Below are 18,026 nucleotides of genomic sequence, written 5' to 3'. Positions count from 1 at the left end.
TCGTTATTTCTGGTTGGCCTGAACTACCTTTTCCACCTCGGCTGTCATCTCACCCTTGATCTCCTCGAAGCTGCGGTTATCCAGGATGTAGCTGGCGAAGCCGTTCTCCACAATCGCTTTCAGCTCACTGCCGTAAGGCACGCTGAAGGTATCGGGCATTTTAAGGTTAGGATCGAACAGTGTTTTGGATAAGGAGGCGGTATCGATCAGGTCTGTATTTTCACCGAAAAATCCGTTAATCAGCTCTGCTCCGTCCACACCCTTGAAGGCCGGAATTTCCTTGGTGAACTTATAGGCTTCCTTGGACATCCAGCGGATGAAGTCATACGAGGCTTCCTTGTTCGCTGATTTCGCACCCATGGCCAGCCCGCCGCCGGAGATATTCGTCATGCCCAGTTCTTTGCTGTCCACGGAGCGCGGCAGCGGTGCGTACATGCTCTGGAACTCATGCGGGAATTTCTCCAGATTCAGCGCCGCTCTGACCGCATAGCTTGGTACAGCCAGCATACTGGCATTTCCGGCAAAAAACTGCTGCAGCACATGATAGTTCGAGGCCAGCACATCGGCATACGGCTCAACACTCTTGTCTTCCTTCTCCATCACGCGGCGGAGATTGAAGAAGTACTCGAAGGACGGATCATCAAAAATCGGCTTCAGGTCTGCACTCAGCTGCGGATGCGGCTTCTCGGTGTAAGCGATAACGTTCGGATATTCTCCCCAAGTGTGGAAGTACGTTCCGAAGTGTTCGGGTGTCGTCAGCTTTTTGGCATAATCGCGGAAATCATCCCAGGTCCATCCCATCTCAGGCAGGGACAGCCCTGCGGCTTCCAGATGATCCTTATTGAAGACGGTCAGCCACTGCGTCGAGCTTGGCAGAATGCCGTATACCTTATCCTCCAGCTTCAGCAGCTTGGAATATTCATCCTCAGGCTTGATGCTCTCCTGTTCAAAAAAGGAGTTAAGCGGTTCCACAACACCGCGCGAGGCACGCTCCAGCAGTTCATCCTCATTCCCGGTCATGAACACATCGACCACTTCTCCGCCGGCTACCAGAATATCCAGCTTCTTCATGAAATCGGTGCTGTCGCTGTTCTGAACCAGGGATTCGTATTCAACCTCCACTTTATCCTGAGCTGCGTTATACGCCTGCACGGCCTGGTAGATCGGCTCTTCCGGCTTATCCGCCTTGAAGGTGTAGAATTTGATCTTCGCTTTGCCTGCGGGCTGGGCTGTGCTGCTGCCTCCGGTAGCCGGATCAGCCGAGGCCGGTGCATCGGTTGCCGCTGATGAGTTGCCTCCATTCCCGCCGCACGCGGTGACGGAGAGCATGAGGAGCATACTGGCTAGCATTAACGGTAGTTTTTTCAAAGCAATTCCCCCTTGATTTGTGGTCTGCAGGCTCATTATACAATCTAAGCTCCGCGCACACCGTGTACAGCTATGCGGTGTACGCGTACACTTTTTTGACCTTTATCCTTTAACCCCGCCGATGGCAATTCCGTCGATGACCTGCTTTTGCAGCGCCAGGAAGAGCACCAGCAGCGGCAGGATTGCCGCCACAGAAGCCATCATCATGACGGAGATTTGCGTGCCGAATTCCTCCTTGAAGAACTGCATCCCGAGCGGAATGGTGTACAGCTTGGTCGAATTCAGCATAATCAGCGGCCCCTGGTAATCATTCCAGGTCCAGATGAACTTGATAATCCCTACGGTAGCCAGAATCGGCCGGCTCAGCGGCAGCGCTACACTCCAGAAGATCCTGAAGAATCCGGCACCGTCCAGCTCGGCAGCTTCCAGCATATCATTGTGAATGCCGATCATGAACTGGCGCAGCAGGAAGGTGAAGTAGCTGGAGAACATCCCCATCAGGATGAGCGCTGCATGGGAGTCGTAGAGTCCCAGCTCCTTAATCATAATATAGCGCGGAACCAGTGTCGCCTGCTCCGGGATCATCATGAAGGCCAGCATCAGGGTGAAGACCACGGTTCTGCCCTTGAAATCAAGCTTGGCGAGCGCATACCCGGCCATAGCCGAGATTACAATGGTCGCCAGGGTGGAGATCAGGGCGATTTTGAGCGAGTTCATATAGAACAATCCAAACGCCACATCGCCCATCCACACCGCCTTGAAGTTGGCGACCAGATTCCAGTCGGTGGGAATCCACTGAATCGGGAAGGTCCAGACCTCCTTCTCCGTCTTGGAGGCGGCGGACAGCATCCACACCAGCGGCATCAAGAAGAATACCGAGAGCAGGGCGAACAGGGCCGTAAAGATCAGATTGCCGGTCTTGAATTTTCTCTTTGTCATTGCCTTTCGTTCCTTTCGCCGTGGACTAATAATGGACTTTGCGGTTCTGTGTCATCCAGGTAATCGAGGTGACCAGCATGATGATGAGGAACAGCACCCAGGACATCGCCGAGGCATAGCCCATTTTGAAGCGCTCGAAGCCTTCCTCATAAATCTGGTACACGATAACCGTACTCGAATAGTTGGGACCGCCGTTCGTCAGGAACTTGATCATGTCGAATATTTTGAAGGAGGAAATCGTGCTGGTAATCGCCAGGAAAAAAGTGGTCGGGCCCAGCAGCGGCAGCGTAATCCGCCGGAACTGTCCGATCCCGCTGGCCCCGTCAATGGTAGCCGCCTCATACAGCTCCTCAGGAATATTCGTCATCCCTGCCAGGAAAATAATAATCTGGTAGCCCAGCAGCTGCCAGACATAGATGATCATAATGGCAATCAGCGAGAAGCTGGTATCGACCAGCCAGCGCGGCGGCTCAGATAACCCGATCTGCATCAGAATCTGGTTGATCGGTCCTTTGGACGGGTGATAGAGTGCCTGCCAGACGGCGGCAATTGCTACCGTGGAGCAGATATAGGGTACGAAAAAGGCTACTTTGAAGAAGGTCTTGGCATACAGCTTCTTATGGATCAGCGCCGAGAGCACTACTCCGAGCAGCATGGTAACGGGCACTGTGCCCACTGTAAACAGCACATTGTTCTTCAGGGCCAGCAGAAAGCGGTTATCCTTGAACAGCTCGACGAAGTTATCCAGGCCGACAAAGTTGATTGCCGACAAGCCTCCGACCAGATTCCATTCTGTCAGGCTGAGGAACAGGCTGAACAAGAGCGGGAACACCGCGATTACGAGCATTCCGATGACTTCTGGAGCAATGAACAGCCATCCGGCGAGCTGCTCCCGTCTTTTGCGCGTCCAGTAGGTTCCGGCAGATGGCTTAGCGGTCTTGCGGGTAACGGCAGATTGACTCATTCCATTCTCTCCCCTGCAGTTTCAGCTTGGTTGTCCGGCAGATAGCCGCCCTCTTCCCGCAGCCTAGTGCGAAGATGAGCGACATTAACGGCATGTACGTTGCCGCCGTTCTGAGCGGCAGCCAGAGCCGCAGCCAGCCCGGCGGCTTCGCCCATCGCCAGGCAGACCGGCATGACCCGGACACTGCCCAGCACTCTGCGGTCGCAGGAGATGGAACGCCCGGCGACCAGAACGTTGCGGAGTCCGCGCGGCGTAAGGCAGCGGTACGGAATGCCGTGCGATTCGCCCGGCCCGTAGAGCGTGATGGCCAGGCTTGATCCATCCCCGCTCTGCTGCTCCTTCTGCGTGCCGTGTACATCAATGAAGTAGCTGTTACGGCAGATCTCATCGCTGAAGCTTCTGCGTGAGATGTAATCCTCCGCCGTCAGGACGTAATCACCGGTAATCCGCCGGGATTCCCGCGTTCCGATCAGCGTGCCTGTACTCATGACCACCGCGTTGCCGAAGGCCGCGGGGTGGACAGCGGCAAGCATGTCCCGGTAGGCGGCTGCCATCTTGCGTCCCTCTACCAGCGCCCCGGATACGGAGAAGGGATTGGTGTTATCGACTCCCCATAGATGCCCGGCGTTGAAGCCTACGGCACGCGGAGCTACCATGTTGTTGCACAGATGCGTATCCGGAATGCCCGGGTATTCTCCGGACCGGACCACCTCATGGATCGGACTGTGCGGGTTATCTGCATGCAGCTTTGGCCCGTTCAAATAAGCATACTCATCTACATTGCCGAGGATGAAGCAATGGGTGGCAGGCTGAAGCTCGCCGGTCTCCTCGTCCCCCATCTGGTACTCGGCTCCCGCCCAGGCAGCGACATCGCCATCCCCTGTGCAATCGACATAGACAGCTGCGCGGAAGGCTTGCAGTCCGCCTTTGTTCAAGAGGAGGAGGGTGGTGATGTTGCCTTGGTCGTCTCTGTCCACATCCGCAAGCGCGGTCAGGAACAGGATATGTGCACCCGACTCCGTTACGAGATCGTCATAGACCTGCTTCAGCTTCTCCGGTTCGATCGGCACCCAGTCCATGGCATCCTCCTGCACATGCGGCATTTGCGCCTTTAAGGTATTGAACACCTTGGCCGCGAGACCACGGTAGACCATCTTCTCTTTATCCGAGAACGGGCACCAGGCCGGTACCAGGCCGGAGGTTCCCATTCCGCCCAGGCTCCCGGTCGCCTCGACCAGCAGCGTCCGCGCCCCTTCTCTTGCCGCAGCGGCTGCGGCTGTGCAGCCTGCCGGTCCGCCTCCGACTACGATGACGTCGTAGGAGGAATTCAGCGGGATTTGTTTACTTCTCAGCGTATACGTATCTTGCCCCATCTCGCCCTCGCTTTCCCGGCAGACGCTCCTTTTGTCCCGGAAGCCGTCCGCCGCTCTTCTATACGCTAATTTTAGCAATAGACCTTGACGAGTACGGTATAGCTTTCATACGCCTTGATGTGTATTATTTTGACCCCGAACACGCGGAAGCACTCTATGCTTGTCACAATACAGATGCCGGGAGACGTTATATAGGCATAAATGGATATCGCACAACGAGGAGCGAATGAACATTGAACATTAACAAATCCAAGACGCTTGTAAAAATAATGGCCATAACCGCATTGTCAGCCACGCTGGGCTTTACAATGATAAGCGGAGAATCAGCCCGGCCTGTTCATGCTGCGGCAGCCAGTAATGCTGCAAAGGATGGGCATCCGGCAGGAAGGCAGTACTGTGAAGACAGATAAAACTTTCCTGGATCTCGACAAGCTGAACATTTCCGCAAACGGGAAAAAAATGTATTACAATACGTCCGTTAGCAGTATGCCAAGTGACCCGAACGCCGTCTTGATCGGACTGACAAAAGGAGCCATTAAGCAGCAGCTTCCGGATTCATTCGAGCTGACGGTGAAGGCTTATGTCATCGGAGTCAAAGAGCCGTTCATCTTCACCGCCCCAGTTACCAAGATTGCCGGTCTCCTAAGCATCACTCCGGGCACTACCAAGAAGAGCGGTACATTCAGCTACACCGTCACCTCCTTCAAGATGACACCCTTAACGATGCAGCTTCAGCTAAGCTATAAAGGGGATTTCCCTGCCCCAGTCCAAAAACCGGGCAGGCTGTTGTATGACCTTGCAGATGAAAAAGGGAACGTGTTCTTAGGAGTTAACAATGGCGGATTTCCTGCGAAGCCAGGGAAGGAAGAACTGGGCTACCGCTCTTTCGTAACGGTCCCCCAATCCATAACGGTGAAACCCTATGTCTATAAATTGAATGCGAAAGGCCAGTTATTCAGAGACAACACGGGCAAGCTGGCGAAGCATTATTTCAAGGATTTGGAGATGAGGATCTATCAGCGTTGAGGTAAGCGAATGGTACACGAAAGAAACCTTCCCTCAAAAGCCGGAGGTACCCCTCCGCCGCTTATGAAGAAAGATTTCTTGGTGTGCATTATTATATTGGCACATTGGAGAGTATTGCCCCCAGGATGAGTCCTGTCTCCAGCGCCATATCCTCAAAATCAGCCGCAGGCAGCGGATTCTTGCCTGCACCCAGCTCGACCGTGAATCCCGGCTTACGGAAGCGCTGGATGAACCAGTCCTTGTAGCCGGCGTCGCTGCCGGTCAGCTCCACTGCCTGGTAGCCGCTGGCCGCCGCAAGCTTAGCTGCCCACTGCTTACTCTCCGGCGGCTCATAGCCCCGGTAGTTCCAGTAGATCTCTGCCCCTTGGCTATGCAGGGACACAGCGGCGTCGCCCGGAATCCGCTCGGCCAGCGCCGCCAGTGCCGCAGCCTCCGGCTCACTGAGCGGCGCACTGCCGCTGTAATCTCGCGGGGCCGGGCCGGGAACCTGCCGCCGGTCGCGCTCCTCTTCCCAGTGCGCGGGGAACTGGTCCCCAAGATCCACACCGCGGATGTTGGCCTTCCAGTGCCGGAAGCTGCGCCTGCCGCAGTTCCACTTCATAAGCTCCTCATAGAAGGGATGGTCCTTCATCGCCCCTTCCTGCACCAGCTCGACACCGTCGGGGTTCGCCATCGGTACGGCCCAGAGCGTCCAGTCCCGGTGCCAGTCCGCAGGCCGGTGGCCGTGCCAGTCCGTGCCTGAAGCGAACGCGGCTGCATATTCTTCGAGGAACCGCATCAAGCACGGCGCGGTCAGCCATTCGTTGGCATGCAGCGCGGCATTCACATGGAGCTGGCGCGGGCCGCTGCCGATCCGCAGCAGGCAGAGCGGCTTGCCCAGCACGCTGTGGCCTATAATTTCGCTGCTGACACAAGAATAACGCTCTGCAAGTCCGGCAGCATCCGCCTCCAGCTCTGCCGGCCCGTATTCCCCGCGCAGATAAACCTCTGCCTTGCGGGCTGCGGCCGGAAGCACCAGCACCTTGCCCGGCAGGCAGCTGCGCCCCGAGCTTACACCGGGATTCAGCATCTCCAGCTCCTCTACGCCCACACCGAACAAGGCCGCAATGCTGTATACATCGTCCCCCCTCTGCACGGCATAACGCTTGCGCGGTGCAGACGGCAGTTGCAGCACCTGCCCCGGATATAGATAAGGCTGGCTTCCAGCCCATGGATTCCCCTGTATGACATGCTCCGGTGTCAATCCGTGTCTTGCGGCTATACGGCTTACGGTATCTCCCCTGCGGGCAATATATTGCTGCATATGTCTCATCCTCCCGGCCCTCTGGTGCCGCCGTCCCTGTGCATCTTACGCGAAGATATGCGGGACACAGCCCTCAAGCCTAGTATATGAGCAGCAGCGACGGGTCATGAGGAATTGCGTCAAGCGGAAACGACTTTGCCGTTCTTAAAAATGACTGCGTAGCCGTTACTACTTAAGCTCGGAGCACGGCGGATATTTTTAGTTGGAATTTTTACATCTAATTTAGCACTTAAGATACAATTATAAGAAATAGTTGGAAAAACAACACTTACTCCGTCCAAGTTCAACGAAATCCATAGGATTCGGAGGATTAACCATTTCAGCAAAAGGAATTGCCTTTTTTCCAACTACACCCGCTCTATCTTCTCAGAAGCTTAAAATGGCAAGAGAGCAGCGATCCTCCTGTTACTGGAAGATCGCTGCTCTGTGCTGTCGGTCATATGCGGCTTGCTGTAAAGCGGTAGCCTCCGCCTTGGTCGCAGGATTGTCACCGCTGAGGGTTTGTCCCTATTCAATTCACCGCTCTAATCTTACGTGCTACATAGAGGATACTTGCCATACGACAGGTGTCCGGCTGATCTGTTCGCCCAGCCAGTCCCGGGCAATCCGCTGGAAGATCTCTGCATCTCCGCTGCAGAAGAACTGGTGAATCGGACTCTCATCCCCGCGCGCCAGCTGGCCTTTATCATAGAGAATGGTGCTGATCTCCCGTGCCGTCTCATCCGCCGAACTGATCAGCTTGACGCCGGGTCCCATCACCTTGCTGATTGGCTCCATCAGGAACGGATAATGCGTGCAGCCCAGAATCAGCGTGTCGATCGGCTCGTATTTGATACCGTTCAGCGACTCTGCCACGGCGAGGTGACTCTCCTCCGAGCGGAACAAGCCCTGCTCCACATAGGGAACCAGTGCCGGACAGGCCTGGCTGACCACCTGTACAAAAGGGGACAGCTGCTTCAGCGCCGCCGTATAGGCACCGCTTGTAATCGTACCGACGGTACCGATCACACCGACCTGACCGCTCTTGGACGCGCTGATAGCAGCGCGGGCACCGGGGTGAATCACACCGATCACAGGAATGGCTACCTTGCTGGAGATATAATCAAGAGCTGCCGCAGTTGCCGTGTTGCAAGCAATGACGATCATTTTAGGATTGAATTGAATTAAATAGTCCACGATTTGTTCGGTGAACAGTTTCACTTCCTCAGTTGAACGGGGTCCGTACGGGGCTCTCGCCGTATCGCCGAAATAGATGATTTTCTCCCTCGGGAGCTGTCGCATCACTTCCTTGACAACGGTCAATCCTCCCACTCCTGAGTCTAATATAGCTATGGCTTGCTGCACGAACACACCGCATCCTTTAACTCGTTTTGTGTAGCTTATGTAAGGCTGGAATAATGTGTACCAGAAATTCAGCCCCAATTGCAGATAATACCCCATTTGCCGGTTCAGTTCAAGTAGGGAGCTAGCGGAGCCACAATACGGACCCATCCGAAGCCTGCCGTAACACGCAAAAGCCGCCTCCCGCCAGTGCAGCGGAAAACGGCTCCATACCTTTTACATCAAGCTTAGGACAGCTTCCCTGCCGTCTTGCCGTCCTCGATAGCTTCAGCTACAGCAGCATCTGTACCAGTCACAGCTTCGATTTCAGCCTCCACCACTGCCGCTTCCTCAGCAGCCTCATATGCAGCCACCTCATCGCGTACGGCTTCCACTGCATCGGTAACTTCCACAGCCTGCTCCGCAATGCCACTTATGGTAGCCACATCTGCTTCTTCCACCGCATCCTTGACGGATTTGCTCCATTCCTTGACTTCGCTTACCACTGTGACTACTGCTTCTTTGGCCTTACCGTAGATCTCTGTAGTCTTCTCGCCAGCCTGGCCGGCAATCACCTGAACCTTATCCACCGCTTCCGTTGTACCTTCGGCAATATCCTTGCGCAGCTCCTTACCCGGCTTAGGGGCGAACAGCAGCGCTGTCACCGATCCTACAATACTTCCGGCAAGTACGCCCCAGAGCAAGCCTTTGTTATCTTTTTTCATCATCAATCTCTCCTTTGGATTCTATTGTGCCTCTGCCCGGCCACCCGGGCGATCGCCTATTTCTGCTATATCATAAGCATAGAGAGGATGTCCTGTGACTGCTCAGCCCTTGATTTCGGAAGTTTTCTGCTTGGGATTCGGCGTGATTGCATACCGGCAGCATTGGCCGCCCTCCGCCATACACTCGCTGCGGGTCACCTTCGCCTCCAGCAGCTCCTCGAACAAATGCTGCTCACACTCACAAGCCTTGCGGTATTCCGCTGCCACCTGGCGGATCGGACAGTTATATTCCCGCAGCGTATATGAACCGTCTTCTTCCTTGCTCCACTCCGCCATGTAGCCCCCGGCATTCTGAATCGTTGACAGCTCGGCAACCCGCTCCTCCAGCTCACGGCTCTCCATCACCTTACTGTACTGGGCAAGCATCCGCCGCTTGCGGCCTTCAAACAGCATATTGACCGCATCCACCCCGCTCCCGTGGTCCAGCTCCCGCAGCAGCTCCAGCGCCAGATTGTGATAGCTTTTGGGAAAATGATCCTCCGCCCGCTCAGTAAGCGAATATACATGCATCGGACGTCCCATCGCCTGGCGCACGACCTTGGTCCTTACAAGCGACTCCTGCTCCAGCTGAAGCACATGGCGGCGGACACCCATCTCGGTAATGCCCAGCTCTTCCGCCAGAGCGCCAATGGTCAGCGGCCCCCTCTTCTTCAGCAGGGTCATAATCATCCGCCGGGTTGAACCGCTCTCCTGACTCTTCTTCGCCATAAAGGACCTCCTTTCTGTCTATATGCACACGGCTCCAGCTTCAGCTAGCCCGTGACCCCGCTGCCCAGCTCCTGATCCAGATACCTGCGCACCTCGCAGGCGAACTTCTCCAGAATATCCGGCAGCGTCAGAGTCATGGGGTGCAGCTTCTTACGTTCCCACACAAAATAATCTTGAACCAGCGGCTTGCGCAAGGCTACAAGTGAAGTCAGATCCTCGTAGATCCCGCTGTCTCCCAGCACCTTTTCCTCATGAATAATAGATATAATATCCTCGTAGCTTCCGGCATCACGCATAATGAACCCGTCAATCAGACAGCTGCCCACATCCGTCACGACTTCAACGGCCAGATGTAGACACCGTTCCTGCACCAGACCCAGCAGCGTACTGCCGTCCCAGGAAGAAGCTGCATGTGCTAGACCTCGCTTAAGATCAGGGATCTGTTCAAGTATAACTTCTATTTGCTTCCGGTTGACATAATACACAGCTGACCCTCCACCCTGCGGTATTTATTGACCTTCCCTAACATGAACTGCCGTTATTTCCCCCGCCTGCCCCGGCGCTTCAGCCAGAACACCATCACGACACATGCCGCCATAAAAACAATCAAATACGTCAAAGCTTCCATCGGATACTCAAGCTCGCGCATTCCGCTCACCGCTTTCCGTGATTAATGGGTTCCGGCCTTGCAAGTACGTGCAGTCTCAGATCTCGTAATCGACCGCTATTGACAGCTCCTTGACCTCGTTGATATGGGCAATGACTTCCTTGTGGGCCGGATGCACCTGATACGCCTGCAAATCCTCCATCGAGGCAACAACCGTGACCAGGGCGATATCGAACGAACGCTCCGAGTGAATCAGATCGGCCCCGACTTCAATGGACAGCAGCTGCGGAATTCTTCCTTCCATATTACGGAGGACTGCAACCGTCTCTGCGACCTTGTCCGGGGACCGGTCCTTTAATTTGAAGAAAACAATATGCTTGATCATCTATCCCGCTCCCAGCCTGATTAATGTGAAATGGATTACTCAAAATATATCATAAACCGCTGCATTACTGAAACAATCTTGGTTCATGACCAAAACAGGAGCTTTGCACTCTGGACGAATGCCGTAATGAAATGGTAAAGTCATAACAGTTAAACTAGATGATACGTCACTTCATTAAATCAGTACACCCGGAGGTATTATGGCTAAAAATCAGCAAGAAACACATAAAATTCAGGCCTGGTCTCTGATCAACCGCAAATATCTTGGACAAGGCGTACGGGTCAAAAGATTTCGCCGCCCCAAACGCAGCCAGATCCGCAACCGCGTTCTGCTGGCCATCCTGATGGCCAAGGACATGAAGCTCTCCCGGCTCGCAGAAGAGCTCTCCGTCTCCTCACGCAGTGTAAGCGCATGGGTCTATGAAGGACGCATTCCCTCCAGAACCAATCTGGACAAGGTCTGCCGCCATTTAGGCTATCCGCCCCATATCCTGTTCAATGAAGCTCTTCTGCGGCAAAGTCCGATTGTGTGCCAGCCGACCCCATCCCGTTTCATGAAAAGAACGCTCGCCCATTCACCGCAGCACAACGCGATTCTGACCGGACTCTGCATGGTTTATGATTTCTCTGTAACCGATGTCAGCATCTGGATCGGCGTCCATCCCGGTACCTTCCGCAAGTGGCTGCACCACTGCCATCTGCCTACCCTGGCTCTACAGGAGAAGGCCGAGAATTTCTTCCGCATTCCGCGGCATATCCTGTTCGCCGACTGCGAGCTGCATTAACTTCATTAATAGGAAGCCGCAGGATGAAGAGGGATCACGTACAGCATCAGGTTCACAGTAAGGTCCTTCTCGCCGCAGGGAGGGGCCATGTTGGCGTTTCTTTAGCAGAAGGCAGTTACCGTTTGAGCACAAGGATCGTTCTTAGTATGTATTGATGAGTCCCGCCCTGCGGGCTCTGTAGTGATTCGGTAAACGAACCTGTCTCCAGAATCTCTGTCCCGGCAAAATGCTCCCGCAAATCGGCATCGCTGAAGAAGTGGGCATATTTATTCTCTTTATATTCAAAAGTACCCGGCTCCAGCTCTCGTCCGCAGCCGTTATGGCGGTCTTCATCGGAGAAGCTGGTGAAGTAGAGCAGTCCTCCAGTTCTGACCTGACTGAGACTGGCCTCAATCAGCCTGCGGCGGTCCCCCGCGAGGAATAAATGCAGAACATCGTAGCAGTAAACGGCATCCACAGGCTGCCCCAGCTGCGGCTCCAGTGCCGAGCCTGCAATAAAGCTAGTTCCAGGGTCCCATGCTGCGCCAAGCTCAAGCGCTGGTTCACTTAATTCTATGCCGTATACTGTAAAATCAGCAGAGAATACCTTGGTATTCCGCCCATACCCGGCACCCGGAACGAGCACAGTGGATACTCCTGACTCCTGGAATTTTCGCTTCGCCCATGCTGCGGACGTGCTTGGCTCACTCCCCCAGATCATCCCCTCCTGCGCAAATCTTTTACTCCAGTACCCGTTCATGCAGCTCCTTCTTTCTATGGTTCAGAATATGATCCTGCGCGGTCCTAAGATTAACTCCGCTTATTCCGCATGGCATTCAGCAGCTTCACTCCGGCTTCATCCTTGGTAGTGTAATAATCATACTTTGGAGACTCTTTGGCATAGAGTGCGATCTTCCCCTCAGCATCGTAATGGACACCCCAGCCGTATTTCTTGGGCAGCATGGAGGCCCGCAGGCACGGATGATTCTTCGAGAACAGCGCCGTCCAGATCTCCTCCCGGCGTGATTCATGCTCCGCTTCTGGAATTACCTTGTGCCGCACATACACCTGGTATAGCAGTTCTTCATGGTTATAACGGTAAGGCGAGCCCGCCAGCAGATGATACTGGATGACATGAGCAGGCGGGAGCAGACGATCAGATACAGGGATGGTGCCGGTCTCCACTGGGCAATCTTCAGCAATCCGGATAAAAGTATCGGTATAGCTCATAGGTAAGCCTCCTTCAGTAGGACAATACTATTCTCCTATCATAATCCACTCTGCCCGATCCGGCAAAGTCTATGGACACAGCAAAACGGCTGTCTCCTGAAGCACAGAGAGATCAGCCGTCTTGCCGTTATAGCATCTATGAAGTTAACAGCCTACCAGCTGGATTTGGTAACGCCGGGAATTTGCCCCTTATGCGCCAGCTCCCGGAAGACGATCCGGGATATCTTGAATGTACTCAGATAGCCACGCGGTCTGCCCGACACGCTGCATCTGTTCTTTTGACGGGTGGCTGAGGAATCCCGGGGCAGCTTCTGCAGTGCCATCACATCGCCCGCCGCCTTCAGCTCTCTGCGCTTGTCAGCGTACTTCGCCACCAGCTCCTGCCGCTTCTGTTCCTTCACAACCTTTGATTTCTTGGCCACTATAGATCAGCTCCTTCGTTCTTATTCGTTCAACGCCTGGATTAGCGCTGCAAGATTCTGCCGCATCAGACTCAGGTAATCGAGATTCTGAGCAGCGTCTTCCTCTGTTAATCCTTCGATTGGATTCAGCACGGCGGTCTTGGCTCCTATTTCCTGGGCAATAGTATCGGCGACACTAGAGGAGACCAAGGTCTCGAAAAAGATCGTAGTCACCTTATTCGCCTTGGCGAACTCCACAATCTTGGCCATCTGTGCAGCAGACGGCTCCTGCTCCGGCGACAACCCGGCAATCGGCACCTGAGTCAAGCCATATTGCTGTGCCAGATAACCAAAGGCGGCATGCTGGGTAATAAAATCCTTACGCTTCGTGTTCTGAAGCCCGGCTCTGAAATCCTGATCCAGCTTCTCCAGCTTGGTGATATAAGCATCGCTGTTAGCATGGAAGGCGGCTGCATTTCCGGGAAAAGCTGCGGAGAGTGCTGCTTCAATGGTGCGGACCTCCTTGATAGCCATCACCGGGTCCAGCCAGACATGCGGATCGAGACCGCCATGATCGTGGTCGTGATCGTGGTCATGGTCTGCTTCACCGGTAGCGGAATCATTATGGGAATGGTCATGATCGTGATCTGCTTCAGCCGCAGCTTCCTCTTCATGGCTGTGTTCATGTTCATGTTCATGTTCGTGCTCTGTTCCTTCAATAATCTGGAGTCCTTTACTCGCCTCTATCGTAATCAGATCACTTCCGGCAGCACCGTCCACAATCTGCTGCGCCCAGCCCTCCATGCCTGCGCCATTATAGACAAGCACATCTGCATCCGAAATATCGGCCATATCCTTCGCAGTCGGTTCCCAGTCATGCGGCTCGACTCCGGGCGGGACCAGCACCTCCACATTGGCAAGGTCGCCGGTAATGCTTTTCGTGAATTCGTACATCGGGTAAAAGCTAACCTTAATATTCAATTTATCCGCTGCGGGTACAGATGAAGCTTCGGCCGCAGCCGATGGTGAAGCCCCCGGACTGCTGGTTGAAGCGGCTTGGGTTGCAGTGTTGTTGCCGCAGCCGGAGATCACCAGCATGGCGGTCAGGGACAAGGCGGCAAGATGACGGATTCTGAATGTGAATGTGGACTGTGCGCTTGAATTGGATATTGCTATGGATTTGAATTTCAACATATGTTGTGAGACCCCTTTTCTTCATTGGCTTGAGATGAATACTGGCTGCGGCTGCGCAGCCTGATCAGCTTCTGCACCGCAATGGCCAGCAGCAGAAATACCAGCAGAATGAGTGCAATCGTGCCTCCTGGAGGCGTGTTGATATAGTAGGAAGCTGTAAGCCCGCTGAACACACCGGTCAGCCCCACGCTGACGGAGATTATGATAGCTGCCGTGAAGCCTGAGGCCATCCGCAGCGCGATGGAAGCGGGCAGCACAATCAGAGCGGATACGAGCAGCACTCCCACCACCGGCATGGCTGCGGCAACGGTCATGCCGGTTAGTACAGCGAACGAGAAGGACAACCATCCGGTATGGACACCGCTGATAGCGGCGGTCTCTTCGTCGAAGGTCAGGCTGTACAGCGGGCGGCGCAGAATAATGAAGTAGAGTAGACCGGCTGCGGCCACCACGGCTATCAGCTTAAGCTGAGTATCACTTACAGCAACGATGGAGCCGAACAGATAAGAGCTGAAGCTCTTGGTCAAATTCTGCTTCAAGCTCATCAGCACGACGGCCAGCGCCAGGCCGGAGGTCATAATAATGGCTACCGGAAGCTCGCTGTATGTACGGTAAGAGCGGCGCAGCTGTTCAATGATCAATCCTCCTGCTACAGCTACAACGAAGCCGCTCAGAGCTGGATTCCATCCCAGCACGGAACCCAGTGCAACTCCGGCAAGGGAGACATGAGACAGCGTATCGGCCATCAGCACCTGCCTGCGCAGCATCAGGTAGACTCCCAGCAGTGGTCCGATCAGCCCGATCAGGCCTCCTGCCCAAAATGCGCGTTGCATGAATTCGTAACCAAGCATGTCCAACCCTCCTGCTCCTTGCGTTCCAGTGTAATCACGGTATCCAGATAGGAACTTGTCTCTTCCAGGCCGTGTGTAACCATAATGACAGTCCGGCCGTGGCGGCTGACATAATGCCGCATCAGCTCATAGAATCCGGTGCGGCTGGCAGCATCCATCCCCGTTACCGGCTCATCCAGCACCAGCACCTGCGGCTGCTGGGCCAGCGCGCGGGCGATGCAGATCCGCTGCTTCTGCCCGCCGGACAGCTCGCCGATTCTCCGGTTACGGTACTCCCACATCTCCACCTGCCGCAGGCTGCTCTCTACGAGTGCCTCCTGCTCCTTAGTGAAGCGGCGGAACAACCCCAGCCTGGAATAACAGCCGGAACGGACCAGCTCAATCACCTTGCTCGGAAATCCGGCATTGAAGGAGGCTACCTGCTGCGGTACATAGCCGATTTCCAGCCTGCTCCCTCCGGTAATTTCCCGGTTCAGAGTAACCGTTCCGCTCCAAGGCTTCAGCAAGCCCAGCATCAGCTTCAGCAGCGTGGTCTTCGCTGCTCCGTTCGGTCCGGTAATCCCAATGAACTGTCCGGCCTCCAGATCCAGCGACAAGCGGTCAATGACCGGCTCATCCCCGTAACCAAACACCACATCCCTGATGGATGACAAAATCATCGTTCCTCCCCCTTTCTTTCTGCCCGCAGTGGCACTGCCACCACGCTCCCGTGCATGATTCTGTGCTCGATCCCGTGCTTGGTCCTACGGCTGCTGCCGTAGTTACTGCCGCGTCTTCTGTTTGACACTTGTTGGTTTGGTCCAAGTATGTTCCACGGCACTAACTTAACTAAATTATTCTTATCTATTCGTAATATTTACGATTATGTTTCAACTTCATTGATATTATCGTAATCATTACGATTTGTAAACCCAAAACAACAAATTAATCGTAATCACACTGATTAACCTTATTCGATCCAAGCCTGTGTGCGGCAAACATCAAACTCCAAGTAACTGAGGCCGCACCGACTCGATCTATGTCCACCCGCGCCAGCATGAATGCCCCACTAGCCTTCGCACTACAAATTGTGTTCGGTTTTCCGCATACATTCGCCCCACTAGCTTCGCATCAGCACATTGTGTTCGCTTTTTCGCATACACTCAAATTTGCCCCACGTGCCTTCGCGGCACCTAATCCCTAATCAGCAAAAAGCCGGAATCCGCACAAAGGATTCCGGCTTTCCAGACTCTCATTTACAGAAGCCGCTATTCCTGTCCCGCAGCAAGCAGCTCCTCTACTTGCCAAGGAAGCGGGTTGTTGAATATCGTCCAGTCCTGCTTCATCTCCTCTGCGGTCAGCAGGCAGCGGTCCAAGCGGGCTTCGATATCCTCACGGTTCATCTGGACTCCGATGAAGACGATCTCATTCAGCCGGTCTCCCCACTGCTCGTCCCATTTCGCCAGCACATCCGGTTCCGCAGCCAGCACCTCCTGCTGCTGTTCCTCCGGTAGGGTAGCCAGCCAGTAACCGGCGGGACCGAACTGGATGGACGGCCCCGCCTGGCTGATGGTCGCTGCCAGATCACCGCTGGCTGCCAGCCAGACCAGTCCTTTTGCCCGGACGACCTCAGAGGGCCAGTTGCTGAAGAAGAAGCTCAGCCGCTGCGGGTGGAACGGTGCTCTCCGGCGGTAGACGAAGGAGGTAATGCCGTATTCCTCAGTCTCTGGTGTGTGCTCCTCCTTGGCAAGCTCAGCGATCCAGCCGGACGACTGGCTGGTCTGTTCGAAATCGAACCGCCGCGTATTCAGAATCTCGGACAGCTCCACTTGTGCATTTACCGTACGGATGATCTTCGCCCGCGGCTGAAGTCTGCGCAGAACCGCCTCCAGCCTGTTCAGCTCCTGCTCCTCCACCAGATCGCACTTGTTGAGCAGCAGCACATCACAGGTCTCGATCTGATCGATCAGCAGATCAACGATATCCCGGAAGTCGCCTTCGCCCGCCGTCATATTGCGGTCCAGCAGACTGTCGCCTGAGGCGAAATCATGCCAGAAGCGGTTGGCATCGACCACCGTTACCATCGTGTCCAGCCGGGCCAGCTCCGTCAGGTCGATATCCAGCTCCGGGTTCGGGTAAGTGAAGGTCTGGGCCACCGGGACCGGCTCGCTGATGCCGGAGGATTCGATCAGAATGTAATCGAAGCGCCCCTCCAAGGCGAGATGATTCACTTCGCGCAGCAGGTCATCGCGGAGGGTGCAGCAGATGCAGCCATTGGACATCTCCACCAGCTTCTCCTCTGTGCGGGAGAGGCTACTGCCGGATTTCACCAGATTCGCATCCACATTCACTTCACTCATATCATTGACGATAACGGCCACCTTCAGGCCCTCACGGTTATGCAGAATATGATTGAGCAGTGTCGTCTTGCCGGAACCAAGGTATCCGCTTAGCACCGTTACAGGAATTTTGTCCATAGTAGTCTCCTTGTACATTATATTTTCACAATAGCGCGGCTAAGCAGCTTAGCGGGTCTCCCGGTGCAGCGTGATGCGCTTCAGGCGCGGGCAATATTTTCTCATCTCCAGACGTTCCGGTGTCGTTCTCTTATTCTTCGTGGTGGTATAGTTGCGGTCGCCCGTCTCCGTACAGGCCAAGGTAACGATTACTCTCATTTCAATCAAGCTCCCTTCTGTTTAATCGTAATTATTACGATTTACACATTCTACATGCTCCGGCCCCCCGCTGTCAACAGCTGTCCCGGAACATTCGGGCTCTCTTAGATTAGTGGTCTTTCCTGAAGAAGCTTGACGTATAGATGAAATTACAA

21 protein-coding genes are annotated in these 18,026 nt (G+C 54.6%); 2 read left to right on the top strand and 19 right to left on the bottom strand.

Going from position 1 to position 18,026, the window contains the following annotated elements; all coding sequences use genetic code 11:
* Positions 1–3: 3 nt before the first annotated feature.
* The 4 genes from NST43_RS09315 to NST43_RS09300 all read right to left on the bottom strand — a co-directional run bounded on the left by NST43_RS09315 (position 4) and on the right by NST43_RS09300 (position 4,722).
* Positions 4–1,368 carry an extracellular solute-binding protein gene (locus NST43_RS09315; RefSeq protein ID WP_339223979.1) on the bottom strand — a complete coding sequence of 455 codons (1,365 nt, stop codon included), beginning with the start codon at positions 1,366–1,368 and terminating at the stop codon, positions 4–6.
* A 102-nt stretch (positions 1,369–1,470) separates the two neighbouring features.
* Complete coding sequence (locus tag NST43_RS09310; RefSeq protein WP_211723038.1) at positions 1,471–2,307, bottom strand: carbohydrate ABC transporter permease; 837 nt, start codon at positions 2,305–2,307, stop codon at positions 1,471–1,473.
* A 25-nt stretch (positions 2,308–2,332) separates the two neighbouring features.
* On the bottom strand, positions 2,333–3,271 hold the full coding sequence (locus tag NST43_RS09305; RefSeq protein ID WP_173137846.1) for a sugar ABC transporter permease: 939 nt from the start codon (positions 3,269–3,271) through the stop codon (positions 2,333–2,335).
* Positions 3,268–4,722 carry an FAD-dependent oxidoreductase gene (locus NST43_RS09300; RefSeq protein WP_339223975.1) on the bottom strand — a complete coding sequence of 485 codons (1,455 nt, stop codon included), beginning with the start codon at positions 4,720–4,722 and terminating at the stop codon, positions 3,268–3,270. Before NST43_RS09300 ends, NST43_RS09305 begins: the two co-directional genes overlap by 4 nt.
* 279 nt (positions 4,723–5,001) lie before the next feature.
* On the opposite strand from NST43_RS09300, the gene NST43_RS09295 reads away from it, so the two are divergent.
* The gene (locus tag NST43_RS09295) at positions 5,002–5,670 is read left to right on the top strand and encodes a DUF5643 domain-containing protein (protein ID WP_339223974.1); all 669 of its coding nucleotides are present in this window, start codon (positions 5,002–5,004) and stop codon (positions 5,668–5,670) included.
* Positions 5,671–5,761: 91 nt separating this feature from the next.
* On the opposite strand, the gene NST43_RS09290 is transcribed toward NST43_RS09295, so the two are convergent.
* The 7 genes from NST43_RS09290 to NST43_RS09260 form a co-directional block, all read right to left on the bottom strand.
* Complete coding sequence (locus NST43_RS09290; RefSeq protein WP_339223972.1) at positions 5,762–6,973, bottom strand: M14 family zinc carboxypeptidase; 1,212 nt, start codon at positions 6,971–6,973, stop codon at positions 5,762–5,764.
* A gap of 119 nt (positions 6,974–7,092) precedes the next feature.
* Positions 7,093–7,254 carry a hypothetical protein gene (locus NST43_RS09285; protein ID WP_339223971.1) on the bottom strand — a complete coding sequence of 54 codons (162 nt, stop codon included), beginning with the start codon at positions 7,252–7,254 and terminating at the stop codon, positions 7,093–7,095.
* 256 nt (positions 7,255–7,510) lie between these two features.
* A complete protein-coding gene (gene racE / locus NST43_RS09280; protein ID WP_339223969.1) occupies positions 7,511–8,317 on the bottom strand; it encodes a glutamate racemase in 807 nt (268 codons plus the stop codon).
* A gap of 224 nt (positions 8,318–8,541) precedes the next feature.
* Positions 8,542–9,021 carry a YtxH domain-containing protein gene (locus NST43_RS09275; protein ID WP_339223967.1) on the bottom strand — a complete coding sequence of 160 codons (480 nt, stop codon included), beginning with the start codon at positions 9,019–9,021 and terminating at the stop codon, positions 8,542–8,544.
* A gap of 99 nt (positions 9,022–9,120) precedes the next feature.
* Positions 9,121–9,786 carry a metalloregulator ArsR/SmtB family transcription factor gene (locus NST43_RS09270; protein ID WP_339223965.1) on the bottom strand — a complete coding sequence of 222 codons (666 nt, stop codon included), beginning with the start codon at positions 9,784–9,786 and terminating at the stop codon, positions 9,121–9,123.
* Positions 9,787–9,830: 44 nt separating this feature from the next.
* The gene (locus NST43_RS09265; RefSeq protein WP_209991035.1) at positions 9,831–10,271 is read right to left on the bottom strand and encodes a HepT-like ribonuclease domain-containing protein; all 441 of its coding nucleotides are present in this window, start codon (positions 10,269–10,271) and stop codon (positions 9,831–9,833) included.
* Between the two features lie 219 nt (positions 10,272–10,490).
* Positions 10,491–10,778, bottom strand: a complete 288-nt coding sequence (locus tag NST43_RS09260; protein ID WP_339223962.1) for a Dabb family protein — start codon at positions 10,776–10,778, stop codon at positions 10,491–10,493.
* A 199-nt stretch (positions 10,779–10,977) separates the two neighbouring features.
* Between NST43_RS09260 and NST43_RS09255 the strand changes: the two genes are divergently transcribed.
* Entirely contained in the window at positions 10,978–11,562 is a 585-nt protein-coding gene (locus NST43_RS09255) for a helix-turn-helix transcriptional regulator (protein WP_036702276.1), read from the top strand.
* A 115-nt stretch (positions 11,563–11,677) separates the two neighbouring features.
* On the opposite strand, the gene NST43_RS09250 is transcribed toward NST43_RS09255, so the two are convergent.
* From NST43_RS09250 to rpmG, 8 genes are all read right to left on the bottom strand, one after another.
* Positions 11,678–12,301 carry a class I SAM-dependent methyltransferase gene (locus tag NST43_RS09250; RefSeq protein WP_339223959.1) on the bottom strand — a complete coding sequence of 208 codons (624 nt, stop codon included), beginning with the start codon at positions 12,299–12,301 and terminating at the stop codon, positions 11,678–11,680.
* A gap of 50 nt (positions 12,302–12,351) precedes the next feature.
* Positions 12,352–12,771: a DUF6157 family protein gene (locus NST43_RS09245; protein ID WP_339223958.1), complete on the bottom strand. Its 420-nt coding sequence runs from the start codon at positions 12,769–12,771 to the stop codon at positions 12,352–12,354.
* A gap of 152 nt (positions 12,772–12,923) precedes the next feature.
* Positions 12,924–13,193, bottom strand: coding sequence for a 30S ribosomal protein S14 (gene rpsN / locus NST43_RS09240; protein WP_076078385.1), 270 nt, complete (start codon positions 13,191–13,193; stop codon positions 12,924–12,926).
* A 21-nt stretch (positions 13,194–13,214) separates the two neighbouring features.
* A complete protein-coding gene (locus tag NST43_RS09235; RefSeq protein ID WP_339223956.1) occupies positions 13,215–14,366 on the bottom strand; it encodes a metal ABC transporter substrate-binding protein in 1,152 nt (383 codons plus the stop codon).
* Positions 14,360–15,223, bottom strand: a complete 864-nt coding sequence (locus NST43_RS09230; RefSeq protein ID WP_339223955.1) for a metal ABC transporter permease — start codon at positions 15,221–15,223, stop codon at positions 14,360–14,362. Before NST43_RS09230 ends, NST43_RS09235 begins: the two co-directional genes overlap by 7 nt.
* A complete protein-coding gene (locus tag NST43_RS09225; RefSeq protein WP_209991047.1) occupies positions 15,169–15,876 on the bottom strand; it encodes a metal ABC transporter ATP-binding protein in 708 nt (235 codons plus the stop codon). Before NST43_RS09225 ends, NST43_RS09230 begins: the two co-directional genes overlap by 55 nt.
* A gap of 588 nt (positions 15,877–16,464) precedes the next feature.
* A complete protein-coding gene (locus NST43_RS09220; protein WP_339223952.1) occupies positions 16,465–17,673 on the bottom strand; it encodes a GTP-binding protein in 1,209 nt (402 codons plus the stop codon).
* Between the two features lie 48 nt (positions 17,674–17,721).
* Positions 17,722–17,871: a 50S ribosomal protein L33 gene (rpmG, locus tag NST43_RS09215; RefSeq protein WP_036702285.1), complete on the bottom strand. Its 150-nt coding sequence runs from the start codon at positions 17,869–17,871 to the stop codon at positions 17,722–17,724.
* Between the last annotated feature and the right edge of the window lie 155 nt (positions 17,872–18,026).

Source organism: Paenibacillus sp. FSL H8-0332, from assembly GCF_037963835.1.
Classification (GTDB): domain Bacteria; phylum Bacillota; class Bacilli; order Paenibacillales; family Paenibacillaceae; genus Paenibacillus_AQ; species Paenibacillus_AQ rhizoplanae.
The sequence above is the reverse complement of the archived record's forward strand: the minus strand, read 5'-3'. Positions and strand labels throughout refer to the sequence as shown.